Here is a 24,557-nt window from a genome sequence, read left to right as displayed (position 1 = left end):
TTTGGGTCGGTGGGGCTGTGGGGCGATTTGGGCATGGGGCATTATTCCCCATTTTGTTGCTTTCTAGTCCCTAGCCCCGACGCCATCGCCCCTAGAAAACGAATATCGCTTTATTGACTTGATGGTAACTGAGAAACAGAATCTCGATCGACAAGAGTCTTCCCCAGAAGGCTCAAGCAAGAGACCGCCGCGACTGCTAATTGCCGCCAGCGGTACGGGAGGGCATCTATTTCCGGCGATTGCTCTTGCAGAACAATTGCCAGATTACCAAATTGAGTGGCTGGGTGTTCCGAACCGCCTGGAAAAACAGCTGGTTCCCTCCCAGTATCCCTTAAACACGATCGCTTTGTCAGGATTCCAACAACGTTTTGGTTTGGGTACGCTGCGAATCGTTGGGCGGTTCGCCGGTTCTATTCTTGCCTGTAGGAAGTTGCTAAAGGAGGGTAAATTTGATGGTGTATTCACCACTGGCGGGTATATTGCGGCACCAGCAATTATTGCGGCGCGATCGCTCGGTTTGCCTGCTATCCTGCACGAATCCAACGCTCTTCCCGGTAAAGTGACTCGCTGGTTGAGTCCTTGGTGCAGTGTTGTGGCTGTCGGGTTTGAAGTTACGGCAAAATACTTACCACGGGCTAAGACAATTTATACTGGTACGCCAGTGCGATCGCAATTTCTAACGCCTCAAAAGCTGGATTTGCCCATTCCAGAGAACGTTGCCCTGATTGTAGTGTTTGGTGGCTCTCAGGGTGCCGTTGCCGTCAACAAGATGGTGCGGGAATCTGCGCCTGCCTGGTTTGATGCGGGTGCTTGGATTGTACACCAAACAGGGGATAAAGATCCAGATGCTGCCAGTCTTCAACATCCGCAATATATCCAAGTGCCATTTTACGACAATATGGCTGGATTGTTGCAACGCGCTAATTTAGCAATTAGTCGTGCTGGTGCTGGTTCCGTGACAGAATTGGGAGTGACTGGTACGCCTGCAATCCTAATTCCTTATCCTTTTGCGGCAGAAGATCATCAATTTTTCAATGCGGCTGTCTTTAAAGAAGCGGGTGCAGGATTGGTGTTTCGACAATCGGAACTAACATCGGAGACATTGAAAGGTGAAGTGTTGAATTTGTTGCGAGCGTCAGAACATTTGCAAAAAATGACCGATGCTGCTGCTAGTTTAGCAGTTAAAGATAGCCCCGTGCAATTGGCAAACTTACTGCGTCAATTCCTGGAGAATTGATTAACTTTTCATTGGTCATTGGTCATTCTAAAAGCTAATGACTAATGACTAAGGAAAAATTCGTAGTGGCGTGGCACAGCTAAAAATGTAGGTTGGGTTGAACGATAGTGAAACCCAACAAAACCCTTGCTAATGTTGGGTTTCGTTCCTCAGCACAAGCTAAAGCCACTAACACCATCAACATCAATGGTGATAGACTGACGCCTACGATAGCGAGAATCAAAATAAAAGCCGCAGATGCTAAGCGATAAGCGGCTAAAATTTTACGTTGTTCTGTTGTTCCCAAAGTACAGGTGATGAAGTGGATAACCGCTAAGAAAATCAAGCATATTGCCACAGAGCCGCAGAGCAACCATCGCTCTGCAAATGGTAATATTATTTCAGTTTTGCTCGATACAACAATGTGTTCCACACCCACACCAGTAGCAGCAATGCCAAGAGCGAGCGGTAAATGAGAATAAAGCCAAGTTAGACCGATTTTCATATTACCAACTTGCATAGCTCGAAGAGGGGAGCCATCAACGCTATCGAAGTAGATCCACCACAGGCTAAAAGCGATACTCATACCCAACATTGCAACCAGCGCCGATGCGATACCCCATTGTAACTGGGCGACTCCTTTAACGACAGACATGACTGCCTCACCCAAGACGATAATGGTAAATAGGCCCACCCTCTCTGGTATGTGTGAAAAGCTAGGCGGTATTTTGGCAACCAATTTTCCGGCTTTCAGAGGTGTACCGAAGTCTATAATTAATGCCAATATCCAAAGTGCAAATGATTAAACAATGAAAGGGGATAGGGGCTCGGGAAATTTCAGATTGCAGATTGCAGATTGATTAAATTTGAAATTTAAAATCTAAAATTTGAAATTTTCTGGAACCCGTAACCCCTATTGCTTAGATTCCAGAGTAATTTCCATCGATACTTGCGAACCCATTGTCATTTCTTGATTCGTTCTAGGATTTCTCATGTTGGCTTCCATATTCGCACGCATAGAAGCAGTGGAGGTAATCGGCATCAGTTGGTCAAGTCGCATTTTCATTTCTCCTTGACCTTGGGAAGTAAATGATTTCACCGTCAAGCTAGTTCCGGCTGGCATTGACGATGAAGACAAATTTTGTGAACCTGCGTTTTGTTCTACGGTTGACTTGATAGTAGCCACATTTCCTTGGATATTTACCAATTCGTAGGTTGTGGTTTGTGTTATATTCATGCCATTCAAACTAAGCAGGCCAGAAACGCGCCATTTTGCTCCAGGGCCGATCGCTTCTTTCGGAAGCGGCGAGGATAATTGCTCTATAGAATTAGACATTTGCTGAATCGATCGTTTTGAACTTTCTTCGATTTCCGGTGTAAAATTAAATCGGCTTTCTTTCGTTTGTCCTCGCTCGTCTACAATTACAGTTCCATTAAAACCGACCATTTTTTTCATTTGGGTTCGCATGGCTTCGATCGCTTGTGGCGGTGTATCTGGATTCCCCACAACATCGACATTAGCGTAATTAAATTGATAGTGAATATCCCCGTTAGGCTCGATTTTGTTAACCACAGTTTCCATCGTGATTACAGCTGCCGGGGAATTGAACGAAGGCATAGATTGCCCGCCAATCGACATCGCCATATCCATTTTCATCGTCATGGTTGCGGTTTGCTTGGCATTTACTTGCGGCTTGAAGCGCAGTTCTTGTCTCGGTTCATTGCCGGGGGTAAGCAATTCTACTTGCGGTTTGGCAGCAGAGGCAGTCCCGCTGGAATTATTTGTATCCTGCTTAACAAAAGATCGAGTTTCTGCATTAACAGATGTGGCTGGTAGTTTGAGTCCCCATCCGGCAATCAGAACACAAAGAGAGCTAACGAACAATGTTTTTTTCATTTATTCACCGAGCGATCGTCTATCCTACAATTAAAATAGCAGCAGTAACGCGGTAGTGTCGCGTTTAGGGAGTAAATATTATGACGCTTCGACTAGCTAGTTTAGGGCAAGATCGAGGGAGATTTATTGTACCAGAGGACTTTAACGATCCTTTGCCAAAAGAGATTTTGGCAGCATTCGAGGGGGATTAAAAGTGAAACTTTTGCTGGATACGCAGTGTTGGTTATGGTGGTCTTCAAGCAATACAGCGAGATTTCCCTTCTTTAGGCAGCTAATTCGTGAGATTTCATTCCCCAGTTTACATGGTGCGATCGCGCAGCGTGCCTAATTGCGATCGCTAGGCAAGGCTTCGATTGCTTGGAGGAGTTGTTCTTTAAGGGTCATTATGGTGTGCTGGGGTTCTCGTTTATGGGAGTTCGCTTAGCGTGCCGTAGGCATTCGCTATTTCATTTTAGGCGATCGCTCATCAGAAAAAAGAAACAGCGATCGCACTTTTTTTGAGGGGCCGATCGCTATCTGTCCAATCATCCCATTGTCATGGTGGAAATGGATAAGATTGTGAGTGGAAAAAGATGTTGGGTTTCCTTGTTTAAACTTAACCTATAAGGCAGGACGATAATGCTAGGCATCGCTTACGCGATCGCACTACGCCAATACCAAGATGCTTTCTACTTCGCTATTCCAAAATAGAATTATAGTGTCAAAATTATCTCTCAATATCTGAACAATCTTGGACGTTGGACTGTTACCAATACGAAGGTAGATAAATTTGGGCGGATAACCGTAGAGCAAACTACGTTAATGAAAATCAGAATCCTTGGAAACAATCGTGAAATTATTCGCCTTTGCATATTCCCAAATAACTGAATCATCAGTATTCGTAAGTGCCAAGGTGTTTGACATGAGCGGAATCGGGATATAAATCGATAATCCTGTGAATAATCCGGTCTGACAGGTTTTCGTCCAGTAGTAGTTTCACAAGGATGCCACAAATAATTTTTTCTCACGATCGGCTGCAAAGGCAAGGCAAGCTTTGATGTCTTCCGAAGTGAGTTCCGAAAAATCTTCTAGAATTTCTGCCTCTGTCATACCACCTGCCAGATACTCTAAGATATCGTACACAGTAATTCGCATTCCCCGAATACAGGGCTTCCCGCTGCGTTTTCCAGGTTCTATCGTGATGATGTCATGGTATTCCATACGTTATTGAGAAATAATTACTTAAATCTATAATAGGTTGTATTTGCCCCGATCGACCCTATCATCGTCTAGATAATTTAACATAGAGGATCGAGCAAGAAAAAAGGCTATCGTACTCTTTTTGGTGGTGCGATCGCACTTTTTTTGATGCGATTGCTCAGCAGATGCAACCCTCAATTCTGGCAACATTACTATCGTTTTAAACGGAAGTCAGTACCGCGATTGGGGAAGCGGTTGTAGAATTCCTGTCTGGCGATAGGAATGAATTCTCCACCGCCAACCGTCCTTACAAACTCAATGCTATTAACGTAATGCCTGTAGTATTGACCATTACGATGACGAATCACCAATGCACCAGGTTCACCGGTTGGGGCATATGGATCGACTGAACCATTACAAGGAATATCAGCGACTACAGGATTAACACTCACAATCCGGTTAAACACAACAGAACTAACAGCCCGTTGAACTGGAACTCGACTCCAAAGGCTTCTGAAGCCAGGGCAACCAAGTGCGTAGGACTGTCTGACATCTTCAAACACTGCAATAGCTGGCTGTCCCTGATACTCGATGATGTAGTCAGGAACACCATTGCCAGCATGAGCAATTGAGGCTGGAATAATGCTGAGAATTGAGATACCTGCTGTAAGGTAAGCTTTGAGAACAAACTGCGATTTCATGGTTACCTAGTAGGCTAACTTGATGCTGAACACTGAGCCATAGCCTTGGCTGTACCGTCCCAAACCAGAGACGAAGCAGGCTAACTATTGATTAGACTGTAGTTGGGTCTAACACACCATTACAAGGGATAAAACAGCAAGTGTTTAATCCCTAAATTTAGGCTTTAATACTTCTCCCATGATCTTTAATAAATTCCTGGTTTGTCTAGCCAAAAAATGTTCAATTTTGCCTAAATTTTTATCTACATTTCACTATTTTAAATCTGGTTTTGTACGAAAATATAGGAAAATGTGCTAAAAAGTCGGAAAAGGTGAGCTATAATACAAAAAATGCTCGCATCTACCTAACCAGATGAATCTTAAAGAAATGTTAAAATTTGCTGATGAGATAGTATTTGCCAAAACGGGTCAGCACCTTGACGATTTACAAGAGGCGGTACTGCGAGGAACTCTACAACGCGAGACATATAAGGAAATAGCTAAGGATTTTGATTGTTCTGAAAGTCGTGTTAGGGAAGTGGGATCGGAATTATGGCGGATACTTTCAGAACAGTTAGGAGAAGAGGTTAGTAAATCGAATTTCCGATCGGCAATTAAGAGGTATCAAGTCTCTAATTCTTCAAACTTTGCACAAGACGTTGTAGCCATAGGTAATTTTAACCTCTGTGGAGAAGCTAGACACCCGCCAGATATACCAAACTCACACGCACATAATGAGGAAACAGGTAACTCGAAACAAACTAAAACATCGCATCAAGATTTAAGCGAAATGCCGGATTTGGGTACTTTTTACTCGCGCACTCCCGAACTCGACACCCTCACAACCTGGATTTTACAACAACGCTGTCGCCTAATAGCGCTTACGGGTATCAGCGGTATCGGCAAAACAACATTAGCAGTGCAACTCGTTCAACAAATAAAAGATGAATTTGAGTACGTAATGTGGTGCAATCTAGAATCATCCCTCACTCTAGCTGAATTTGAAGATAAATTGAGCCAGTTTTTCTCCCAGTCAGAAAAGCTAGATTCACCTGCAAATAACCAGAAATGCTTACCGCTAATTAAGTATTTGCAAAAGCATCGCTGTTTAATAGTCTTAGATGATATTCACAACCTTTTCAGTAGTGGCGAATTGGCAGGGAAATATAAACCAGAATATGAAGAATATCGCACTTTATTCAAACAGATAGAAAAATTATCTCATCAAAGTTGCTTTTTGTTAATAGGTTGGGAACAACCGAGAGAAATTCCTCAAGTTAAAAGCCAAACTACTTCCATTCGTACCTTACAAGTCACTGGTTTAGATATCGCAGCGGGACGGGAAATACTGAGAGAATATGGTTTAGAAGAATCGGAAGCACTGATTCATCGTTACCAAGGCAACCCGTTATGGTTAAAAAGCGTGGCAAATTTTATTCAAGAGTTGGGAGTATGCGTGACTGAGTTATTACCTGATGATACCATATTGTTGCCAGAAGATTTGAAAGATATTTTAGAAGAGCAGTTTAGTCGCCTATCTGAAATAGAAAAACAAGTTCTCTCCTTGTTGGCTAAAGAAAGCGATGCAATCAACCTGGTAAAATTACTAGAAAATGGCAGAATTCCAGCATCAGATTTACTAAAAGCGCTGCAATCTTTATCGCGGCGCTGCTTGATAGAACAACAAGGAACTTTTTACACTTTACCACCTATATTGAGGGAGTATGCGATAACAGCTATGTAATTGATACAATTATTGCTTGCATTCTCTGAAAAGGAAAAAGATCGATTAGAATGGATATATGGAGCAGCAATACAGGATTTATATGGATGTTTGTTGCCTGAACCGCCCATTTGATGACTGGACACAGCCGCGCATTCGTCTAGAAGCTGAGGCAATTTTGGAAATTGTGGCTCGGTGTCAGGTTAACCAATGGCGACTCGTGAGTAGCACAGCTTTGGAATCCGAAATCGCAAAAACTCCCGATTTACTTAAACAGCGGCGGGTTATGAATTCTTTGGCAATGGCACGCACTCGAATTCTCGTCACGGAAGCAATGCTAGAACGAGCGAAAGAGATTGTTATGCTGGGCTTCAAACCTTTTGATGCACTTCATTTAAGCTGCTCCGAATCTGCGAATGTCGATATTTTTTTGACGGTTGACGATCGCTTGTACCGAAAAGCATCTGTTAATCAAGGCTCGCTCAACGTTACTGTTGCCAATCCCGTGCAATGGTTAATGAAAATTTTACAGCCAGAAGGAGAACTCGAATGACCCCACTAGAACTGAACCAGAAAGGCTTTGAAGCATTGATTGCAGCATTGGGATATGCAGATGCTGTTCGGTTTATCAAACAATTCGATATGGGAACAGGCGATTACACCAAGGATCGCGATCGGTGGTTAAATGCTTTGGGTCTAGACGATATCTGGGCTGATTTAAAACAGCAACAAGTTCCCAAAGAATAACGTTTTCATTGAATTCTTCTGACGACAATAGCTCCGGTGACAAACATCGACGATCGATAAAGTTTTCAAACAACACCGCTTGTCAACTCTTGTTTGATCAAATTAGGCCCATCATTGCCAACCATAGTGTGTTGTTTACACTGCTAGTAACTGTCGGATAAAATGTTTTTCGGTAAACGTACACATAAACTTTAGCGTCAGCATCCCTAATAATAAAACTGATAATTCCATTATATTATTCAAGGGTCGCGTCCGGCCTTAAATCTTGACCTTCACCTTAGTAGTTGACTTTATCTATAAAATACTATAGTATTCAATGATGACACACACAGTTATCGATTTATTTGCAGGCGCAGGCGGCTTGACTACAGGTTTTCATTTAGCAGGCTTCAAGTCTCTTTGCGCCATTGACATAAACAAGAAGGCTTTGGCGACATATAAGCACAATTCCCCTACTACAGAAGTCGTCAATAATGATATTCGTACAGTCGAGCCTTCAGATCTTCGATCGCAACTTGGTTTACCGAAAGAAACACTGACAGCATTGATTGGTGGGCCTCCATGTCAAGGATTCTCACGCAATATTCCAGCTGAGTATCGATATCTGAACGATCCTCGCAATCAATTATATCAAACTTTTCTGGAGTTTGTCAAAGAATTCAGACCCTTGTATGTTGTGATGGAAAATGTACCTGAAATATTGAAAGCCTACAATGGCGTAGTCAGAGATGAGATAATAGAAAAACTAGAGTTGCTAGGATATAAAGTTAGATCTGTATCGTTAAATTCTGCCCACTACGGAGTACCGCAAACGAGAGCTAGAGCTTTTTTTATTGCTAGTTTGGATCGCTGTCCTACCTTACCGGAACCTACAAATTATGGTAATATCAGAAGCGATTTAAGATCTACCAAACCTAACACTCAGTTGAACTTACTAGATCTGATAGACTCTCCGATTCTTACAGTCAAGGATGCGCTCGGAGATTTGCCACCATTAGATGCAGGACAGGAATATACAGATAAAAAGTATCCATATCCTCCGCAAACTAACTACCAGATACTAATGCGTAGTGGAAGTCAAAAATTGGTTAATCATCTGGCGCGTGCTTTGAGTCCAACTCAGATGGCTAGAGTACGCGCATTGAGGGAAGGACAAGATGCTAGAGATCTACCGCCTGAATTAGCTCCAAAAAAACATTACAGCGGCGCGTATGGAAGACTCTGCTGGGATAAACCAGCTAGAACGATCACGAAATGGGTTTTTCATCCTGGTTCTGGTAGGTTTTTTCATCCTACACAGGACAGAACAATTACAATACGCGAAGCGGCGAGATTGCATTCTTACCCAGATCGCTTTCACTTTTTAGGAACATATACTGATATGGCTGCTCAAATTGGAGAATCTGTACCGCCTCTTCTGGCTAGTGCGATCGCTGCAACTATCCTCAAGGATCTTGATTGCGATCGGAAGACTCTATGCGAAGTTGTTCCTGTAGAGCTAACAAAATAGTTTCTACATACCTGTTAAGTGTAAGGCGAGTTCGTTCAATAGTTACGCGAACTGCTGACGGCGGAATAATTTTTGCTCTGAAAAGTTGTTTCTGATTTTTGTACCATACTAACTCAGTTCTGCCTGCCACAGTTCCCTGTAAACCTACACCTTGTTTTCTAGTGCTTCTGTCCACCGTCCAAGCCCAAGAAAAAGCTGTTGACTCTAATAAATAGAGTGGTTATTCACAATAAACGTATTCGTTACCTCTAATCGTTTTCAACAATATACCCTCATAGCTGTTCGTGACACCCTGCACTAAACAACTCGTCATTATTTTTTCGTTCCAATGTTGGATAATAGCTGCGCCAAGGTCTTGCGGTGAGGATTTCTCTGTCAGACCTGGAAAACCAAGTTGGTCAGCTTTTTTTATAACATCTGCTCTTTGAATTACGAATAAAAAAGTAGCCCCAACAGCGAGACTGCTTAACTGAAGAGACTTAAGCGACCAACCAGTTCCAGTTGCAATATCAACAGCATCATAAAGAAGTTTGCTCCGTTCTGATGCCGGATCTGACAGGGGAAGATTCTTAACGTAATGAAAAATTGCTTCCCAAGCATAATCTTCAATCGAACCTATTAACGGAGATGCAACGGTAGCAATAATACTTTGCCTCAATCTTTCAATCTCTTCGTCTGTCAGCACTTAATGCTTCCTCAACTGCTTGCAAAAATTCGCTCATTGTCACGCCTAACGCAGTAGTAATATGACTGAGAACTCTCACTGATGGGCTTTTCAGTCCGCGTTCTAACTGGCTGATGTAAGTTCTGTGCAGACCTGAAATTTCTGCCAGATATTCTTGAGACCAACCCTTTTCTGTACGACGGCGTTGTATCTCTAGCCCTAAAAATCGATCTAACTTGTTCAACTGCATGAACAATAAGTTAGATCTTTGAATACAAAAGTTCTACAGATTATAGTATTCAAAGCTCTATAATGAAAGTTTACCAGCCAAATGGGTAATTTCCAGGCTATGCTTATTGCCAGAACCGATCGCACCAGCCTATGTCAGACTCTCTAGATCGCTACTTCGCTTTAATCGACGAAATCGTGCAGATGACCCTCAAGGGCAAGATCCGCTCGAAACAGCAGGTTTATCAAATGCTGTTGCAAGGTGTCAGCGCCGGAGAAGGGGAAATTTTCGAGCGATGCTTGAGTTCGCGCATTACCACTACCCAGTCCGAGATAGACAATACTAAGGATGAATTCAAGCAAGCGAAAGCAAGCCGCAGCTTGAGAGCGATCCAAACCATCCAAGCAGAATGGGAACGATATCAGGCGGAAAATCGCGTATCGAATGCTATTACATCTGCGACGGATGCGATCGTAAAAGCAGAATCCGAGCATAGATTGAGCGCTTTGTTACAGGCGATCGATCCCAATCAAGCCCAGGCGTTAAACTTAGACCAAGTACAGCAATTAGCAAAATCTATAACGCAACAAGCTCAAACAAGTTCCGATTCCGATCGAGCGATCGAACTTCAGCAATTATCAGAAGGCTTAACTGAAGGTTTAAAATCTTGGCAAAGATTGCAAGAACATTTAGTTAGTTGGATTTACGATCGAAATCGAGAAAAACTCGGATTTGAAGGCGCACCCGAACAAAATGGCCCTTGGGCATTATGGGCAAAGCAAGTCAATAGTCCCTTTCCAAAAGCACTGTTCCAGACTTTAGCACTGAATCAGTCGATCGTTGAACTCGCAGCAAAACAACATTTACAACTAAATGAATTAGTCGAACTTGCTGTCATTTTACAGTGCTTGCAACGAGGGCTAGTCAACTGGTTTGACAAACTCATTTACGACGCCAAAGTGGGAGCAAAGCTGTCCATATCCACCTTTCTTACTTTTGCAGTGATTTGGTCGCAATTAGCCAGTGGCTTTAATCGGGCGGGAAATTCTATTTATATCACTTCCCTAACTAACGCCTGTTTTCAAATAACGCTGCAAATTTTCCGCACATTTACCATACAGAAATACTTTCCCCTCTACGGCGGTATTTTTGCTTCATTCAGCGGGGATTATCTCCGTTCGGCTCTGAATTATCTGGATGAACCACTTCGATATGTTGAAGGCACCCAAGAAAAAGCTCGCATTTTAACATTAATGGGCTATTCAATGGGAGCAGTAGGGGAATATCAGCAGGCGCATTCATTCCATCAGCAAGCTTTGGAGATAGCCCGAACTGCGGGGGATATTCCTTGTGAAATTGCCAATCTCAATCACATCAGCCGCATCTATGTAGCTCAGAAAAATTATACCGAAGCCATCAATTACAGCCAACGGGCATTAATTTTGAGTCGCCAAACCGGAGAGCGTTTAGGAGAAGCAAACGCCCTGGCAAATTTTGGCTACAGCGAAGTGCTGCAAGCCCAACAATTGGAACGGGTAGAACCGGAGGTTTACGAGACGGCTATTAATTATCTCCAACAAGGATTGCAGATCTCAGAGCGATTAAGCGATGGTTATGGAATACAATACGTCTTACAGCAAAGTAAATCTCTCTGTTACAGCAGTCTCGGTATTGCATATATTGTTTTGTCTCAACCGCAAGTTGCTATTCCATACTTAGAATTTGGTTTGCAAGCTGCCCAAATGTCCGGCGATTTGTATCTTCAAGGGCTAAATTTAGTTTATTTAGCTGAAGCTAACTATAGTCTGCAACAAATAGAAAAAGCTATCTACACAGGTAGTTTAGGTATGTATCTTTTGGAGCAGATTTATTCTCCTCAGTGGCGTCAAACGGCGGGATTGCTGACGATTTTGCAAGGACAGATAGGAAAAGAAGCTTTCCAGAATGTCCTGAATAAATATCGCTCTAAGATTATTCCCCTTATTGGGGTGGATGGATATGATTACATCCCGGAATTACTGGTAAAATACCAGAATGAATAGTCAGCAAGCATTGGGCATTGGGTCACCAATGACTAATGACTAAAGACTACTGCCTTCTCGGTGGAAGACTATGTATAGTGGGAGGGCGAAGCATTGCGGAATAACCTTAACTCAAAAACGAAACGTTAATTCCGCAATGCTTCGCCCCTACATAATCTTGTGGCGGAAAGGGACTAATGACTAATGATATCATGTCCTTACGCATCGGTTACCTAAAAAATTCTGTTCTTATTCTTATCTGCGTTTATCTGCGTTCATCTGTCTTCATCTGCGGTAAAAATTTAACCAACGATGACAACAGAAAATTTGACGATATGACTCATGTAATAACAATGCAAACGGACAAGATATGACTAATGACAAACTGGCAATTGCCCTAAAACATCATCAGGCTGGACGTTTAATAGAAGCTGAAGAAATCTACCGCGAAATTCTTCAAGCTAAACCCGATCGCGCTGATATTTATAACAACTTGGGGGTTGTTCTTCAGGCTCAGGGGAAGTTAGAGGATGCGATCGCATCTTACCAGCAAGCTATAACCGCAAATCCCCAAAATGCCGAAGCCTACAACAATCTGGGGTATGCTTTTGAGGAGCAAGGGAAGGTAGAAGAGGCGATCGCATCCTACCAGCAGGCTATAGCTGCAAATCCCCAAAATGCCGAAGCTCACTATAACCTGGGTAATGTTTTCGACGCAGCGGGTAAACTAGAGGAGGCGATCGCATCCTACCAGCAGGCTATAGCCTTAAATCCCGACGATGCAAATGCTCACTACAACTTGGGCGTTGCGCTTTGGAAACAGGACAAATTAGAAGATGCGATCGCATCTTACCAAAAAGCGCTTACCTTAAATCCCGACGATGCGGAAGCTCACAACAACCTGGGTAATGCACTTCAAGAACAAAACAAATTAGAAGATGCGATCGCATCCTACCAAAAAGCGCTTACCTTAAATCCCAACTACGCACAAGCTTACAACAACCTGGGTAACGCACTACAGGAGGAGGGAAAATTAGAAGATGCGATCGCACACTACCAAAAAGCACTTGCCTTAAATCCTCACAACGCCGAAGTAAACAACAACCTGGGTAACGCTTTTGAGGAACAAGGAAAATTAGAAGATGCGATCGCATATTACCAACAAGCTCTTATTTTAAATCCCAACTATGCAAATCCTTACAACAACCTGGGCAACCTTTTCCTAGCTCAAGGTAAATTAGCCGAAGGTCAAACCCTCCTTCGTCAAGCCATAGTTCTTAAACCCAACTTTGCAGAAGCTCACCAAAACCTCGGTCTAAGCCTCCTATTAACTGGAGACTTCAAGAATGGATTTGCTGAGTATAAGTGGCGCTGGCAAACTGGAGAATTCATCGCCAAATCTTTGCCATACCCTCTCTGGGATGGTTCTTCTTTGCAAGGAAAAACAATTCTGCTAGTTTGCGAACAAGGGTTTGGCGACAACATCCAGTTTATCCGCTACGCCCCCCTAATTGCACAACTGGGCTGTCGTGTTATTGTCGTATGTTATGAAGCATTGCTGCGACTGTTTAGCACCGTTGCTGGCATTGAACAGGTAGTAACTACAGGAGCGATAGTTCAGTTTGAAATTCATACCCCTCTGTTGAACTTACCCCACCTTTTAGGCACCACCCTGGAAACAATTCCCGCCTCTATACCCTACCTAGAAGCACGACAACCTTACCCGTTTACCCTGCAAACACCACCCGAAACTTTACTGAAAGTGGGAATAGTTTGGGCAGGTAGTCCCGCTCATAAAAACGATCGCTACCGTTCTTGCGAATTGAAGCATTTTTTATCTCTTTTAGATATTCCACAGATTGCCTTTTACAGTTTACAAAAAGAGCCCAAAGCTGCGGATTTGGCTGAATTGGGCATTTTGGGAAAAGTGCAAGACTTGAGCGAAAAATTGAATGATTTTGCAGATACCGCTGCCGCTATAGCGCAACTCGATCTAATTATCAGTGTAGATACTGGGGTGGCTCATCTGGCTGGGGCACTGGGAAAACCAGTATGGGTTTTGCTAACTAAAATACCCGACTGGCGATGGATGCTTGAAGGAGAAGATAGCCCCTGGTATCCTACCATGCGGCTGTTCCGCCAGTCACAAGATGGAGATTGGTCAGGAATATTTGAGCGAGTGGCAGTTGCGCTCCAGAATTGGGTTGCCGAGTTACATAAAAATGCTGACCAAGTGGGTTTAACAGATCGATCTTCTCAGGAGAAACTTATAGAAACAATTAACTACGACGATAAAAACCTACTTCCTGTCGATGGTTTCAATCGTCTAAAGAAATGCCGTCACGGTGTGTTTCTTTACAACATAAACGACACCTACGTTGGCAGACACCTCGACATCTATGGCGAGTACTGCGAAGCTGAAATCGAGTTATTTCAGCAAATTGTTCAACCCAAGGATTTGGTAGTAGATGTCGGGGCAAATATTGGTGTTCGTACTCTGTTTTTTGCTGGTGCAGTTGGATCTGCGGGAACAGTTATGGCGTTTGAACCGCAACGCATTATCTTTCAAAACCTCTGTGCTAATTTAGCGCTAAACAGTGTAATCAATACCTACTCTTACAATGTAGCTGTTGGCGATGTAATTGGCTCGATAAAAGTGCCTGTCCTCGACTATGATAAAGCGAATAATTTTGGCTCTAGCATTGAAGGCGAGCTAGTCCAAGTAATAACGCTCGACAGCCTAAATTTGCCCTACTGTCGCCTGATTAACCTGGATGTAGGAGGGATGGAATTAAAAGTTTTGCAAGGAGCAGCTAACACTATTATTAGATTAAAGCCCATTTTTTATATAAAGAATGACTGCCAAGAAAATTTAGCTTCTACAATTTCCTATCTTGACTCTTTGGGCTACAGGATGTATTGGCACATGACTCCTATTTACAACTCAAACAACTATTTTCAAAATCCAGAAAACGTTTTTGGAAATATTGTTTCAATGAATATGTTGTGTTTGCACACCAGCGCAGGTTTGACTGTTAGCGGATTTGAACTAATCAAAGTAACTTGCTAAGTAGGTGAGCGTAAAATGATATTGTCAAATTGTATGTTTTCATCGTTTGTTAAATTTTTACCGCAGATGAAGACAGATGAACGCAGATAAACGCAGATAAGAATAATCACAATAATTTTTTAGGTAACCGATGCGTAAGGACATGATAAGCTATTACGCATCTAAATCGAATACAAAGACGGGCTTTCCTGCCCATCCCACAAGAAGCTCATAAAAATTGACTGTGAAATTAGATGCGTAGCAGCTTATCACTCACTAGAAAAGGGCTGTATAAGACACTTCCTGGTGTGAAAATTAAACTATAATTGTAAAAAAACTATTGGAAGTAGCTGTTCAAAATGAATATAAACACACAACTACCAATCCCGTCTCACTTCGACTCCGGCAAAGTGGGGCAAGTCTGGCGCGTACCATACCAAGATAGGGCAGTTGAAGCTGAAGACTGGGCCAAGCAGCAAGGCATTCAACCAGCTGCCGAAGATAAAACGCGGATTTGTTTACTGATAATCGACGCCCAAAACACTTTTTGCATTCCTGAATTTGAACTGTTTGTGGGCGGTAGGTCTGGTACTGGTGCTGTGGATGACAATGTGCGCTTGTGCGAGTTTATCTATCGCAATTTGGGGGCAATTACGGAGATTGCGGCAACGATGGACACTCACACCGCTATGCAAATCTTTCATCCCGTTTTCTGGATTAATGATGCAGGGGAATACCCAATTCCAGCTGCTACTAATATTACTCTTGATGATGTACAAAAAGGAGTTTGGAAAGTTAATCCAGCCGTTGCTTACAGTATCGCTGGTGGCGACTATCCGGCGCTGGAAAAACACGCTTTGCACTATGTCCGCAAGTTAAGTGACGACGGTAAATATCCCTTGATAGTTTGGCCGTATCACTCTATGCTGGGTGGGATCGGTCACGCTTTGGTTTCGGCGGTGGAAGAAGCGATATTTTTTCACAATATAGCGAGGATGAGTCAGACGAATTTCGAGATTAAAGGTAGCAATCCTCTCACAGAAAACTACTCGGTGTTGCGTCCGGAAGTGTTGCAGGGCTATGATGGAGGCCCGATCGCTCAGAAAAATGACTTTCTTATCCAAAAATTGCTGGATTTTGATGTATTGATTATTGCCGGACAAGCTAAAAGTCACTGCGTCGCCTGGACAATTGACGACTTGCTGACGGAGATTACGGCGCTAGATGCCAATTTGGCGTCTAAGGTTTATCTGCTGGAAGACTGCACTTCTGCGGTTGTCGTTCCCGGTGTTGTTGACTTCACGGAACAAGCTGATGCTGCGTTTGCACGCTTCGCCAGTGCGGGAATGCACATTGTGAAATCAGGGGGCTAGAAAAGTCGAAAGTCACTCATTCAAAAGTCAAAAATGGGAGTGGGGGAGTGGGGGAGTGGGGGAGTGGGGGAGTGGGGGAGTGGGGGAGTGGGGGAGATAATGACCAATGATATCATGTCCTTACGCATCGGTTACCTAAAAAATTCGTGTGATTATTCCTATCTGCGTTCATCTGCGTTCATCTGTCTTCATCTGCGGTAAAAATTTAACCAACGATGACAACAGACAATTTGACGATCTCACTCATGTACTAACGATGCTACCGAACTTGATATGACCACTGACCAATGACCAATGACCAATTAGAAATTTTCACCCTATTGGGGGAACCATAGGGAGGAGGTTAGCAGTCAGTAATAAAAGGCAATATAAATAGAAGATGGGAACACTTTTGAGAAGTGCTTCTGCCAAGGTAGAGCGCTAAAGCGCAACTACATACCTATTACTGGCTTCCTCTCCCAAAATATAGATCTGATATGTGGTTGACAGGCTCATAAAGCGAATTAAATTCTCTCATTAAAAAACATACCAATGATTTGAGGTGCATAAAATGAAACGTGGAATTCTTGTAACTACCGCATTAATCCTGACTTTTGGCGTAGCAGCTCCTTTGCACGCGGCAAATCGCGATGACCTCAGACGGCTGCTGGATACTAATGAGTGTCGCCGATGTGACCTCAGAAGTGCCAATTTGAGGAATGCTGACCTACAGAATGCTGACCTACAGAATGCTGACCTGGAGAATGCTAACCTCCAAGGTGCTAACTTGAGGAGTGCTAATCTGGAGGAGGCTGACCTCCGGGGTGCTGATTTGAGGGGTGTCGATTTCACCAGTGCTAGATTGAGCGGGGCTAACATCAGAAATGCCAATCTGGATAATGCCAATCTGCGGAATGCGAACTTGGAAAATGCTTACCTGGATGGTGCGTACCTGGGAAATACCACTCTGGATGGTGCTTACCTGAGTGGAGTGTATGGGTATGAGAATGGGCGGGACGATCGCAACTACAACGATCGCAACTACAACGATCGCAACTATAACGATCGCAACTACAACGATCGCAACTATAACGATCGCAACTACAACGATCGCGATTATCGGTACAGAGAAGATGAAATCAGGCAAGTTTATCGAGAAGTTTTAGGCCGCGAACCCGATTATAGCGGCTTGCGAACCTGGACTGATGAGATCGGAAGGGGCCGATCGCTCCGCGATGTCCGCAATGAAATTGCTCGCAGCGCCGAAGCTCAAGCAGCAGTTAACCAGATTTATCGAGAACTTTTGGGGCGCGATGCCGATTCACGCGGAATCCGGACTTGGACTAATCAATTAGCGTCAGGAAGCTCGCTCTCGCGAGTCCGCCGCGACATAGAACAGAGTGAAGAAGCCCGCAACCGCAGAACCCAACCGATCCGAATCCAGCCGTCCGCTCCACTTCCAGGCGCGATTAACCCAGTGCAGCCGTCCTATCCAATTTACAGACAAACGACCCCTCCTACTGCGCCCACTCCTCCCCCCGCTCCACCAGTCCGAGTCCAGCCGAACCGAATTCAGCAATCCTCACCTGGTGGAACATCGCAGCAGTACCGCATTCAGCAGTCGGCTCCACCGTCTAATACACCAACCCGAATTCAGCCGAACCGCATTCAGCAGTCCGCTCCCCCAGCCGCACAATCAGCCCCAGTCCAGCCCGCTCCCCCAGCAGCAACCCCTGTTCAGCAGTCCACTCCTGCTCCTGGTATAATTCGCATCCAGCCCCGGAACTAGAGGCTAGGGCCTAGTCCCGTTCGGCTGAGCGCTCACGTCGAAGCCTAGCCCCTAGTTTCTAGCCCAAGAAAAAGATTCCCTGATTGGTGTCTTGATCGACTAGCTGTAGAGATTGCACACCTTCTACCAGAGCTACCAAATCTCCTGTGTTGGTGGAGATACTCACACCAGAAGCCCTGTTTCCTGTGACTGGAAACGAACCAGCATTCAGAACGTAGTCGTTCACCGTTCCAGTTAGTTGGATAGAATCTTTGGAGCGTTCAAAATACTTGATGTAAGCGTAGTCGCCATTTGCTCCGCCCACATATAACCTTTGGGCAACTGGATTCGCGGCTGTTCTGCCAAAGCCTAATATGAAGGCATCGTTCCCCAGTCCACCAATCAGCATATCTGTTTCGCCGACTCCGAGACTGGTCGGTCTGGGGTCGGGGGCTCCCCTGACAGCGAAAACGTCCAACCCCACTCCCACGATGCCAGTTATCGGCCCATTACCAGTAACAATATCATTGCCATTGGTTCCAGAGGACAGAGCCAATCTGTTTTCAAATTGTCCTGTGCGGATGTAGTGTGCTTCGGCAGATGGGAACTGTCTGGAGGCAACTAAAGGCCCGACATCGGGATAAAGAGATAAGTAATAATCTTCGTTGAAGCCGCTACTGGTGGGAACAACAGGTGCGCCAGGACGACGTTCGGCTTCTCCGTACAAGATGAAATGTTGCAAACCGGAACGCAAAGATCCAGTGTTGATAGCGTTCCTGATATCGGGGTTAGCCGCTAAATACTGGGCTTCGTTCCAAAGGGGTGAGACGAGAACGCGGCCTTCATTTATACCAGAACGTTGAAAATGTTCCAATCCAGAAACAAACGCTCCGGAGGCGACGGCTGCCTTGATATCGGGGTAACTGTTGAGGTAGTAGGTTTCGTCAAAGATAGCATAAGTCATTATTTTGGTTCCCCTGATTTGATAAGTGAGGTTGTTTTGCGATCGCTCAAAGCCTTGACGGCAAATACTCAGTCCATAGTTCCAAAAAAAGTCCCAAGGATGACAGTACTACTAAGTAGCGCGATCGCACCTCATCCACTAGATCGATGCGATCGGGTGACTTGCTTAGCAAATTTCATCGAGTTTATTGGACATCTCCTTTCATAGAATGTAGAGACGTTGTATGCAACGTCTCTACAAGGGTTACAGGTAACGCACCTTTAATTTCTGGAGATGTCTATTCTTCAGTTGGGATGATGTTGCACAACCAGTACTACCAAGAAAATGGTATTGTTCGTAATCAAAAGCTGTGCAATAACCTCAATGTTACTTTCTGAACCCAAAGCGATCGTCGAGACCTGGTTTCAAACCCTTTTTACCCAAGGGAAAGAAGAAATTTTAGACAATCTAGTCGCCCCTGGCTTCATTGCACACGGTCAGGGCAATGCCGTCGAACCCTTTGGAATTGATGATTTTAAGGCGTGGTTGCGCTGGTATCGAGCCACTTTTACAGATCCAGAATGGACAATTCACGATGTGATTACCTCACAAGATAAAATTGTAGTACGCTACTCCGGTTGGAGTACTTACCGAGGTGGATTACTCGACATTCCTTGCAGGAATCAGCGAGTGTTAGAAACTGGAATTATGATTTTCCTGATTCTGAATGATAAAGTTCAAGAACTTTGGTGCGAAATGAGTGACTTGCAAGTTGTGCAACAACTGGGTGCATTTCCGGCACTGAAATAGAGAAGTACTTAGGCTTTAATGTTTGCTCCACCATTCACGACATTTTTCACCATATCGCTGCTGAGAAAGTCATGAGGAAATCCTAACTCAATCTTGCTCACTTCATCTAAATGAGCCAGATGTTCTGATGAAAGCACAAAATCCAAACATTGGAGATTATCTTCTAGATGTCCGATCGTGCGTGCCCCAATAATCGGACTGACGACACCTGGTTTTTGCAGTAACCAATTTAATGCCACTTGTGCGGGAGAACGACCAATTTCTGTGGCTATTTTTTGCACTTCCTCTGCAACTGTCAGATTGCGATCGGTTAACTTACCGAATGTTTGATTAAATTCTTTACGGCTTGACGTTTCTTGATTAGTGTTAGCATCTTGTGGCTGCGTTTTGTTGTACTTTCCAGTCAGTACTCCGCCGCCAAGCGGAGACCAGGGAACAACGCCGATATTCAGTTCTTGCGCCATCGGTGTGAGGTCGCGTTCGACAGTTCGTTCCAGTAAATTATATTCTATTTGCAGACCAATAAAAGGAGTCCATCCTCGCAGTTCGGCAATGGTGTTTGCTTGCGAAACTTTCCACGCAGGCGCATCGGAAATTCCTATATAAAGCACTTTTCCGGCTCGAACTAAATCGTCGAAAGCTCGCATGATTTCTTCAATCGGTGTGAGGAAATCCCAAATATGCAACCAGTAGAGATCGATATAGTCTGTTTTCAAACGTTTCAGACTTGCTTCTACAGATTGGATCATGTTTTTACGATGATTTCCACCTGCATTTGGATCGCCTTGACGAGTATTGCAACTGTATTTAGTGGCAATTACAAGTTGCTCTCGGCGGGATGCCATGAATTCCCCTAAATATGTTTCGCTGGTGCCATTGGTATAGGCATCTGCGCTATCAATAAAGTTACCGCCTCGCTCTACATACAAATCAAATACTTTTCGACTTTCTTCTTTATCAGATCCCCAATTCCAATCTGTTCCAAATGTCATGGTGCCTAAGCAGAGGGGAGATATTCGCAAACCGCTTTTTCCTAGTAACCGATAGTCAGTGAGTGCTGCTAATGTCTGAGGTGGCATTGGTTTGTATCCTTACTTACAAAGATTTACTTCAATTGGTAATCTTGATTATACTCGACTAATTCGATTTCGTTTCCGTCGGGATCTGTGACATAAATGCGATGCTTTGTTTCGGGCGCTGTCATAGTATAATACTCAATGCCATGTTTGTCGAGATGTGTTTTCATGGCATCGCCGTCATCAATGACTAATCCAATGTGATTGATGCCGATGTTCTCGTAAATATTATGCACTCGCTCTTCGTTTGGTGTATCGTTGAGTGCTAGATAAAATTGGTTATCACCAAAGTGCATCCAGCGACTACCATCGTTTACGCCTTCGACGCGCACATACCAATTGGGGAAAATGGTTTGATAGAAATTTTTGGTGGCGTCGATATCTTTGCAGGAAAGATTGATGTGTTCAAAACGAATAAGATTCATTTGTTTGTCCTTATTTTTGCAAAAAGATTTCTCTAGGTAGGTATTACTTACCTACCTAATATGGTTTGCGCTGTCTTATTTAAATCATAGTCGTTATGATTATGAGTTGCAACTGTATGGTGAAGATCGTCTTTATGGACTAGTGACATTTCCTACACCAACTTGGGTACAAGTATGGTGTAGGCTTCGCAACCAATCCGGCTATTGCGGAGGCGTTGCGCTTTAAGAACGGAATGCCCTACCGCTCTATTTTTGATATTTATCGCTGCATTGTGGTCGCGGTCTAGACTGCATCCACAATTGGGGCAGTCGTGCCAACGAACGTGCAGCTTTTTAGGTACTTTCTCACCGCAATTGGAACAATCTTGTGAGGTGTTATGGGCGCTGACTGGAATTACCAACAAACCAGCATTTTCGGCTTTGTTTGCGAGTATTGACAGAAAGCTTGACCACCCGGCATCCAACACAGATTTAGCCAACCTTGTACGAGCAAGTCCTTTTACGTTCAAATCTTCATGAGCAATTACGTCATATTTTGACAACAGCCAGTTAACCGTCTTGAAGTGAAAATCTTTCCGCTTATCTGCAACCTTTTTGTGCTGACAACCTAGCTGTTTAACTGCTTTTTGTCTACGGTTACTACTTTTTTTACAACGTGATACCCGCTTTTGAATTACCTTTAAGCGTTTTTGGGCTTTACGGTAATGTTGAGGGATAGCAACAGTTTCACCATCAGAAGTTGTCAAGAATTCCTTTAAACCAACGTCAATACCAGCTATTGAATCTGGATTGAAATCTGGATTAATTTCAGTAACTGTTGCATCTTCTAGAGAAATCGTCAAGTAGAAGCCGTCAGCTTTCTTAGTAACAGAAGCTGTTTTGATCTTGAATCCGTCTGGGATAGAACGATGTAGAACAACCTTGACTTTACCCAACATTGGTAAGTTAATCAGATTGCCTTGCAAGCATCCGTCCTTCATTTGAGGATAAGTAAATGTGCGGTAACGACTACGATGTTTAAATCTTGGTTTACCGCTGCGCTTGCCGTTACCGTCGCCTTTAAGGAATCTGTCAAATGTTACTTTGACTCGCTTAACTACATCTTGCAATACTTGAGAGTAAATCTCGGAGTACCAAGGATGAGTCTTTTTGAGTTGAGGTAACGTTTTCTTTTGACTGAAATAATCGGGGTTATCTCGCAGTTCTGGCAGGTGGCAAACTAGAGGGCAAGCGTTGATAGGAGAGCGGTTTTGCTCATACCAATTAAACCTATCGGCCAACAAATAATTATACTGGCTGCACAACATTGACAGCCATCTATCAATCTCGGCGGCTTGTTGTTTTGTTGGGCGTAGTTTGTATTGGTAAGCTGTTCTCACGCTTCCTATCTGTTTAATATTATTTTAATATACACCATTGAAAAACAGGATTCTCCAAACTAGCGCCAATTAATTGGTTGTCTCCGTACCGTTCGGCCCTCGCGCTCACGTCGAAGCCTACGACAACCCGCCTATCCATCCCGACACCAATCGGAGTACCGATATGGCGCGGGGCTTCCGGCGAAGAAAGCTAACTATCGCCGGAACAGTGGAACCCCACCCCCAACCCCTCCCCGCAACGGGGAGGGGAGACTATTACTCCCCGCAACGGGGAGGGGAGACTATTACTCCCCGCAACGGGGAGGGGAGGGGGTAGGGGGGTGAGGTTTGTCTCGGCGATAGTTAGTAGCCTCTTTATGGAAATTTCATATAATTCGGCATATTTTGAAGCTTTGGTGAAGATTGAGGATTTTATACGGATAGATAGATGAAATCTGGTAGATTAAGGGCTGATTTAAAGGTTTTTTTAGTTTTATCTCGCAGGAGATCCCCCTAAATCCCCCTTAAAAAGGGGGACGTTGAAAGTTGTGGGTTGGGCCTTTGGAACGAAAGCCAACGACAAATAGGGAAGGAGCTAGGACTGAGTGGCAACTGTAAAGTTTTGCAACAAAACATCGAGTAGCGCATAAAAGCGGAAGTTCGATCCTGAGAGATAGATAGAAGCATAAATTTGCAGGTTCTGGGAGGGTGCAATGTCTGATTTGGATATCGGCGTTTTGAATAGCAACCAAAATTATGCGGGTTTCGTTGGCAATTCCGACCCGTTTGACCTCTATAAGTTCAGCTTGAACTCTGCGGGAAAGGTGGGAGTTTCCCTCAACGGACTGAGTGCAAATGCTGACCTAGAGGTACTTGACAATCTGGGTGGTGTACTGTATAGTTCAGCGAACGGCGATTTGAGTGATGAAGTAATTGCGATCGACAACTTAGCCGCCGGAGATTACACGATTCGAGTCAACCAAGTTAGCGGCGAAGCGAAATACGACCTGAATTTGACAGTTGAGAATAAGCAAGTCGATCCGATTACCGGATTGAAAGTGGAATCGGGATATTTTACAGTCGGAGAAACCGGGCAAGTTGGAGTTGATTTTATTAATGATGGCGGCGGGTATAAAGGTGAATTAGCCATCTTTAGTTTAGACGGAATGGATAAATTTGCACCAGGTTCGATAGAATTTATTAAAGAAGCCGCAAATCGATCGCAGAGTAATTCAAACTTAGGTTATATAGTAATTTCCGATCCCAACGAAGCAGCAAAATTTAATGTTGGTTTGGCAAATGCCGATAACGATGGAGAATACAAAGGTGTCAAGACGTTTGCGATGACACCTGGGGATACATTTGGCGTGATGTTAGTGCCAAATGGGAAAGTGCAAGAAGTATTTGATAATCCTAATATTGGTGGTGCAAAGCGTCCGTTATTTTCTTTGGTGACTGCGAATCCCAACGAAGCTTTTCATGTCGGACAAATTGCCGATATTAATGGAACGGGTAGTGCATTTGCGATCGAAGATCTGCGCGTCGATACCGGAACAGATAAAGATTATAACGATGTAATTTTTAGGTTAACTGGTGCGACGGGGAAAGCAGTTAATTTGGATGAGGTGATTAATCCTGCTAAAGATTGGCGGGATTCTAAGTTGGGTAAGGATTTGATTGATTATGTGAAAGCAGAATCGCCTGTCACCCCACCACCAGTAGTCGATCCGGGAACACCTGTCACCCCGCCACCAGTAATCGATCCGGGAACACCTGTCACTCCACCAGTAGTAGATCCGGGAACACCTGTCACTCCACCAGTAGTAGATCCGGGAACACCTGTGACTCCGCCACCAGTAGTAGATCCGGGAACACCTGTCACTCCACCACCAGTAGTAGATCCGGGAACA

At 44.0% G+C, this 24,557-nt stretch carries 23 protein-coding genes; 11 read left to right on the top strand and 12 right to left on the bottom strand.

Annotation, left to right across the window (positions count from 1 at the left end; genetic code table 11):
- Window positions 1-121: 121 nt before the first annotated feature.
- A complete protein-coding gene (murG, locus tag LAY41_RS17290; protein WP_249100510.1) occupies window positions 122-1,237 on the top strand; it encodes an undecaprenyldiphospho-muramoylpentapeptide beta-N-acetylglucosaminyltransferase in 1,116 nt (371 codons plus the stop codon).
- A 79-nt stretch (window positions 1,238-1,316) separates the two neighbouring features.
- Here the strand turns inward: murG and LAY41_RS17285 are convergent, their stop codons facing one another.
- From LAY41_RS17285 to LAY41_RS17265, 6 genes are all read right to left on the bottom strand, one after another.
- Window positions 1,317-2,003, bottom strand: coding sequence for a low temperature requirement protein A (locus LAY41_RS17285; RefSeq protein ID WP_338023001.1), 687 nt, complete (start codon window positions 2,001-2,003; stop codon window positions 1,317-1,319).
- A 126-nt stretch (window positions 2,004-2,129) separates the two neighbouring features.
- Complete coding sequence (locus tag LAY41_RS17280) at window positions 2,130-3,113, bottom strand: DUF6263 family protein (protein ID WP_249100505.1); 984 nt, start codon at window positions 3,111-3,113, stop codon at window positions 2,130-2,132.
- A 798-nt stretch (window positions 3,114-3,911) separates the two neighbouring features.
- A complete protein-coding gene (locus tag LAY41_RS17275; protein ID WP_249100502.1) occupies window positions 3,912-4,016 on the bottom strand; it encodes a DUF5615 family PIN-like protein in 105 nt (34 codons plus the stop codon).
- On the bottom strand, window positions 3,985-4,092 hold the full coding sequence (locus LAY41_RS32625) for a DUF5615 family PIN-like protein (protein ID WP_338022999.1): 108 nt from the start codon (window positions 4,090-4,092) through the stop codon (window positions 3,985-3,987). The genes LAY41_RS17275 and LAY41_RS32625 overlap by 32 nt, the downstream gene beginning before the upstream one ends.
- Complete coding sequence (locus tag LAY41_RS17270) at window positions 4,089-4,313, bottom strand: DUF433 domain-containing protein (protein ID WP_249100498.1); 225 nt, start codon at window positions 4,311-4,313, stop codon at window positions 4,089-4,091. The genes LAY41_RS32625 and LAY41_RS17270 overlap by 4 nt, the downstream gene beginning before the upstream one ends.
- Window positions 4,314-4,504: 191 nt before the next feature.
- Window positions 4,505-4,993 carry a hypothetical protein gene (locus tag LAY41_RS17265; protein ID WP_249100494.1) on the bottom strand — a complete coding sequence of 163 codons (489 nt, stop codon included), beginning with the start codon at window positions 4,991-4,993 and terminating at the stop codon, window positions 4,505-4,507.
- A 352-nt stretch (window positions 4,994-5,345) separates the two neighbouring features.
- Here LAY41_RS17265 and LAY41_RS17260 point away from each other — a divergent pair, with 352 nt between their 5' ends.
- From LAY41_RS17260 to LAY41_RS17245, 4 genes are all read left to right on the top strand, one after another.
- Window positions 5,346-6,716 carry a helix-turn-helix domain-containing protein gene (locus LAY41_RS17260; protein ID WP_249100491.1) on the top strand — a complete coding sequence of 457 codons (1,371 nt, stop codon included), beginning with the start codon at window positions 5,346-5,348 and terminating at the stop codon, window positions 6,714-6,716.
- 58 nt (window positions 6,717-6,774) lie between these two features.
- Entirely contained in the window at window positions 6,775-7,248 is a 474-nt protein-coding gene (locus LAY41_RS17255) for a PIN domain-containing protein (RefSeq protein WP_249100488.1), read from the top strand.
- Entirely contained in the window at window positions 7,245-7,442 is a 198-nt protein-coding gene (locus tag LAY41_RS17250) for a hypothetical protein (RefSeq protein WP_249100486.1), read from the top strand. Before LAY41_RS17255 ends, LAY41_RS17250 begins: the two co-directional genes overlap by 4 nt.
- A 316-nt stretch (window positions 7,443-7,758) precedes the next feature.
- On the top strand, window positions 7,759-8,952 hold the full coding sequence (locus tag LAY41_RS17245) for a DNA cytosine methyltransferase (protein WP_249100483.1): 1,194 nt from the start codon (window positions 7,759-7,761) through the stop codon (window positions 8,950-8,952).
- Between the two features lie 220 nt (window positions 8,953-9,172).
- On the opposite strand, the gene LAY41_RS17240 is transcribed toward LAY41_RS17245, so the two are convergent.
- Both LAY41_RS17240 and LAY41_RS17235 read right to left on the bottom strand, forming a co-directional pair.
- On the bottom strand, window positions 9,173-9,637 hold the full coding sequence (locus tag LAY41_RS17240; protein ID WP_249100481.1) for a hypothetical protein: 465 nt from the start codon (window positions 9,635-9,637) through the stop codon (window positions 9,173-9,175).
- Window positions 9,615-9,866, bottom strand: coding sequence for a helix-turn-helix domain-containing protein (locus LAY41_RS17235; protein WP_249100478.1), 252 nt, complete (start codon window positions 9,864-9,866; stop codon window positions 9,615-9,617). The genes LAY41_RS17240 and LAY41_RS17235 overlap by 23 nt, the downstream gene beginning before the upstream one ends.
- Before the next feature lie 131 nt (window positions 9,867-9,997).
- On the opposite strand from LAY41_RS17235, the gene LAY41_RS17230 reads away from it, so the two are divergent.
- The 4 genes from LAY41_RS17230 to LAY41_RS17215 all read left to right on the top strand — a co-directional run bounded on the left by LAY41_RS17230 (window position 9,998) and on the right by LAY41_RS17215 (window position 18,056).
- Window positions 9,998-11,887 (top strand): tetratricopeptide repeat protein, encoded by a 1,890-nt coding sequence (locus tag LAY41_RS17230; RefSeq protein ID WP_249100475.1) that lies wholly within the window; start codon window positions 9,998-10,000, stop codon window positions 11,885-11,887.
- A 349-nt stretch (window positions 11,888-12,236) separates the two neighbouring features.
- Window positions 12,237-14,936, top strand: a complete 2,700-nt coding sequence (locus LAY41_RS17225; RefSeq protein WP_249100470.1) for an FkbM family methyltransferase — start codon at window positions 12,237-12,239, stop codon at window positions 14,934-14,936.
- A gap of 338 nt (window positions 14,937-15,274) precedes the next feature.
- Window positions 15,275-16,288 carry a cysteine hydrolase family protein gene (locus tag LAY41_RS17220; protein ID WP_249100467.1) on the top strand — a complete coding sequence of 338 codons (1,014 nt, stop codon included), beginning with the start codon at window positions 15,275-15,277 and terminating at the stop codon, window positions 16,286-16,288.
- A 550-nt stretch (window positions 16,289-16,838) separates the two neighbouring features.
- Window positions 16,839-18,056 (top strand): pentapeptide repeat-containing protein, encoded by a 1,218-nt coding sequence (locus LAY41_RS17215; RefSeq protein ID WP_249100463.1) that lies wholly within the window; start codon window positions 16,839-16,841, stop codon window positions 18,054-18,056.
- A gap of 58 nt (window positions 18,057-18,114) precedes the next feature.
- On the opposite strand, the gene LAY41_RS17210 is transcribed toward LAY41_RS17215, so the two are convergent.
- Complete coding sequence (locus LAY41_RS17210) at window positions 18,115-18,999, bottom strand: hypothetical protein (RefSeq protein WP_249100460.1); 885 nt, start codon at window positions 18,997-18,999, stop codon at window positions 18,115-18,117.
- 363 nt (window positions 19,000-19,362) lie between these two features.
- Here LAY41_RS17210 and LAY41_RS17205 point away from each other — a divergent pair, with 363 nt between their 5' ends.
- Window positions 19,363-19,788 (top strand): ester cyclase, encoded by a 426-nt coding sequence (locus LAY41_RS17205; RefSeq protein ID WP_249100457.1) that lies wholly within the window; start codon window positions 19,363-19,365, stop codon window positions 19,786-19,788.
- An 8-nt stretch (window positions 19,789-19,796) separates the two neighbouring features.
- Here the strand turns inward: LAY41_RS17205 and LAY41_RS17200 are convergent, their stop codons facing one another.
- From LAY41_RS17200 to LAY41_RS17190, 3 genes are all read right to left on the bottom strand, one after another.
- Window positions 19,797-20,867: an aldo/keto reductase gene (locus tag LAY41_RS17200; RefSeq protein ID WP_249100454.1), complete on the bottom strand. Its 1,071-nt coding sequence runs from the start codon at window positions 20,865-20,867 to the stop codon at window positions 19,797-19,799.
- A gap of 26 nt (window positions 20,868-20,893) precedes the next feature.
- Window positions 20,894-21,289 carry a VOC family protein gene (locus tag LAY41_RS17195; RefSeq protein ID WP_249100452.1) on the bottom strand — a complete coding sequence of 132 codons (396 nt, stop codon included), beginning with the start codon at window positions 21,287-21,289 and terminating at the stop codon, window positions 20,894-20,896.
- A gap of 152 nt (window positions 21,290-21,441) precedes the next feature.
- Window positions 21,442-22,668 carry an RNA-guided endonuclease InsQ/TnpB family protein gene (locus LAY41_RS17190; RefSeq protein ID WP_249100449.1) on the bottom strand — a complete coding sequence of 409 codons (1,227 nt, stop codon included), beginning with the start codon at window positions 22,666-22,668 and terminating at the stop codon, window positions 21,442-21,444.
- A 692-nt stretch (window positions 22,669-23,360) separates the two neighbouring features.
- Here LAY41_RS17190 and LAY41_RS17185 point away from each other — a divergent pair.
- The coding region (locus LAY41_RS17185) for a DUF4114 domain-containing protein (RefSeq protein WP_249100442.1) at window positions 23,361-24,557 on the top strand (1,197 nt) is incomplete at its 3' end.

The sequence above is a fragment of the Argonema galeatum A003/A1 genome, assembly GCF_023333595.1.
GTDB classification, from domain to species: domain Bacteria; phylum Cyanobacteriota; class Cyanobacteriia; order Cyanobacteriales; family Aerosakkonemataceae; genus Argonema; species Argonema galeatum.
The sequence above is the reverse complement of the archived record's forward strand: the minus strand, read 5'-3'. Positions and strand labels throughout refer to the sequence as shown.